The sequence below is a fragment of the Kaistella sp. genome, assembly GCF_032060305.1.
GTDB lineage: Bacteria > Bacteroidota > Bacteroidia > Flavobacteriales > Weeksellaceae > Kaistella > Kaistella yananensis.
Genome location: NZ_DAMBHK010000023.1, coordinates 25,194 through 27,973, shown reverse-complemented (window position 1 = coordinate 27,973; position 2,780 = coordinate 25,194). Strand labels below are relative to the sequence as shown.

The 2,780-nt window shown below is 46.5% G+C and carries 3 protein-coding genes; 1 reads left to right on the top strand and 2 read right to left on the bottom strand.

The genetic code is table 11. From position 1 onward, the window contains the following. On the bottom strand, positions 1–722 hold a 722-nt coding region (locus V5N63_RS05060; protein ID WP_332033071.1), incomplete at its 3' end, for an RluA family pseudouridine synthase. A 56-nt stretch (positions 723–778) separates the two neighbouring features. Next, positions 779–1,825: a PASTA domain-containing protein gene (locus V5N63_RS05055; RefSeq protein WP_332033070.1), complete on the bottom strand. Its 1,047-nt coding sequence runs from the start codon at positions 1,823–1,825 to the stop codon at positions 779–781. A 131-nt stretch (positions 1,826–1,956) separates the two neighbouring features. Between V5N63_RS05055 and V5N63_RS05050 the strand changes: the two genes are divergently transcribed. Continuing rightward, positions 1,957–2,780 (top strand): YicC family protein (locus tag V5N63_RS05050; protein WP_332033069.1); only part of this gene is annotated, 824 nt, incomplete at its 3' end.

The window sequence follows — 2,780 nt, the reverse complement described above, 5'->3', positions numbered from 1 at the left end:
GCATGTTTACCGAAACTTCCGTCCGGGAAAACCGCCATCTGCATCCGGTTTTTCAGGTGTCTTCCGATGTTTCCTGTAATCGTTCCTTCATCGTCGGGCATATTTCCCCACACGAAAGCCCAGTAGAGTCTTTTTGTGGTTCGGTCGAAAAACTGTTTGGCCAGGAAACTCAGCGCATATTCATTTTTGGCAATGACCAAAAGTCCGGAAGTATCTTTGTCGATTCTGTGCACGAGTCCTACCCTGTCGAGATCAGATTTCTCACCTTTTTTTTCGAAATGATAGGCCAGGGCGTTCACCAGCGTTCCGGTATAATTGCCGTGACCCGGATGCACCACCATGCCGGGATCCTTGTCTACCACCACCAGATCATCATCTTCATACACGATGTTGATAGGGATATCCTGAGGGATAATGATATTTTCGCGCGGCGGATGGGCCAGCAGCACGGATATTTCGTCGCCGGGTTTTACTCGGTAGTTCTGCTTTACAGGTTTTCCGTTCACCACCACATTGCCTGCGCGGCAGGTTTGCGAAATCTTGTTCCGGGAAGAGTTCTGCCGGAAGATGAACAGAAACTTGTCGATGCGCAGCGGCTCCTGGTTTCGGTCAACTTTAATGTTGAGGTGCTCGTAGAGTCCTGCCGATTCGGCATCATCAGCTTCTCCGGATTCGCGGCCGGGTAAGTCTTCTTCTAAAAATTCGTCGGTTTCGTCGGACATAGATTAAAAAAAGCTTCAACTTTCCGCTGAAGCTTTAGGTGATTATTAAATAAGTATTATTCTACTATTACTTTTTTAGCTTTCGGCTTTTCTGCAGGTTTTGCGGGGGTTGCAGGTGCCGTAGTTTTCGGTTTGCTGTCGGCCCCGGATTTGGGCGTCTCCGATTTAGGGGTCTCCGCCTTTGGGGTTTCGGCTTTTTGCGTTTCACGCGTCGGGGTTTTCGGTCGCGGCTCTACGGTTCTCGGTGCAGGTTCCCGGTAAACCGGTGGATCCACAAATTCCGGAAGCGGCGCTACATCCTGAAGTTTAATTCTGTAAATCGCGTTGAGCTCGCTTATTTTTCTGCCCATTTCCGCAGGAGTCTTTTTACTCGACCAGATATCAATCTGCATTCCCTGATCGCGGACATCAAACGGTGCCGGATCCTGATAATACACAATATCCGATTCGTCCTGCTTGCCGTCTTCACTTTCCACAAGACCTACTTCGAAAAGATTCTGTTTGATGATGGCTTTGGCTTCCTGTACGGTTAATCCCACCAGATTGGGAACAGTAATATTTCTTTTGGGGCCTGCGCCAATGACCAGATCAATGGTTGAAAAACGTGGCAGCAGCGTTTCCGGCTTCAGCACTGTTCCATTATACAGCATCCTGAGCACGGCGTCACGCTGAATACTGGGCTCGTAAATGGTATCGCCAACCTTCAGCCCTACCTGTTCCAGCTGCCGGAAGGCCAAACCTTTGTACCGGTCCAGAACATCAGGAACCGAGACCTGTGCGTAGGTTCTGGGGTTTACTTTAAGGATAATAGTCCTGCCGTCTTTCACACGGGAACCCGGTGACGGATAAATCTGTAAAACCTGAAAAGGGCGGTATTTGGGATCGTATTTGAAACTGTCAACCTCATAATCCAGTCCGGAATCATCGAGGATTTTTATGGCATCATGTACGGATCTGTTCATCACATTGGGTACTGCGATCTCCTTGCCGTGATTCGTATGAAGCTCCAGCCACCGGAATGTTAACCAAACCAATCCTGTGAAAACCACAGCTGCCAAAATGATATTAACCAGGACTTTCCAGTGGAAAAGCGATTTAAGCATATTTCTAAATCTTTAAATATAGTTGCAAATATATAAAATAATCTTTTTCGTAAATGAGAGAAACTTATTGCTCCGGTTTTTTAATGTTCAAAAGTTTTGAAATATTTATCTTTGCAGACTAAAGCAAATCCATGATTTTATCCATGACCGGCTTCGGAAGAAGCGAAGGAGTGTTCGAAGGAAAAAAAATTACTGTCGATATCAAGTCGCTCAACAGCAAATCATTCGACCTGAATATAAAGATGCCCCTGCGGTATAAAGAAAAAGAATTCGAACTGCGAAAAGTCCTCAACGACAATATCCTGCGCGGTAAGGTAGACTGCTACATCAATCTGGAAGCGCTGGACGATTCCGGTGATGTGAGCGTAAACCATGAGCTGGTGAAAGCCTACATGGATGATCTGAAGAAAATTGCCGCCGACGGACCCGATTTCGAATACCTGAAAATGGCCATCAGAATGCCCGATGCCATCTCTACCCGCCCCGACGAACTGAATGAAAATGAATGGATCTTCCTGAGCGGCCTCATGAAAGAAGCCCTGGCAAAATTCGACAGTTTCCGCAAAACCGAGGGCAATAACCTCCACGAAGAGCTGAAACGCAACATCCACAATATTGAAAATTACCTATCGCAGGTGACGCCTTACGAAAGCATCCGCCTGGAAACCATCAAAGAAAAATACCGGAGCACCCTGAATGAATTCGACAATATTGATGAAACAAGATTTTATCAGGAAATGGCTTATTTCACTGAAAAACTCGACATTTCTGAAGAAAAGGTCCGCCTTGCCCAACACCTGAAATATTATAACGAGGTGATGAAAAACGAAGAGTTCAACGGAAAGAAACTCGGCTTCATCTCCCAGGAAATCGGCCGCGAAATCAATACGTTAGGCTCAAAAGCCAACCACGCAGAAATCCAGAAACTCGTGGTGATGATGAAAGACGACCTGGA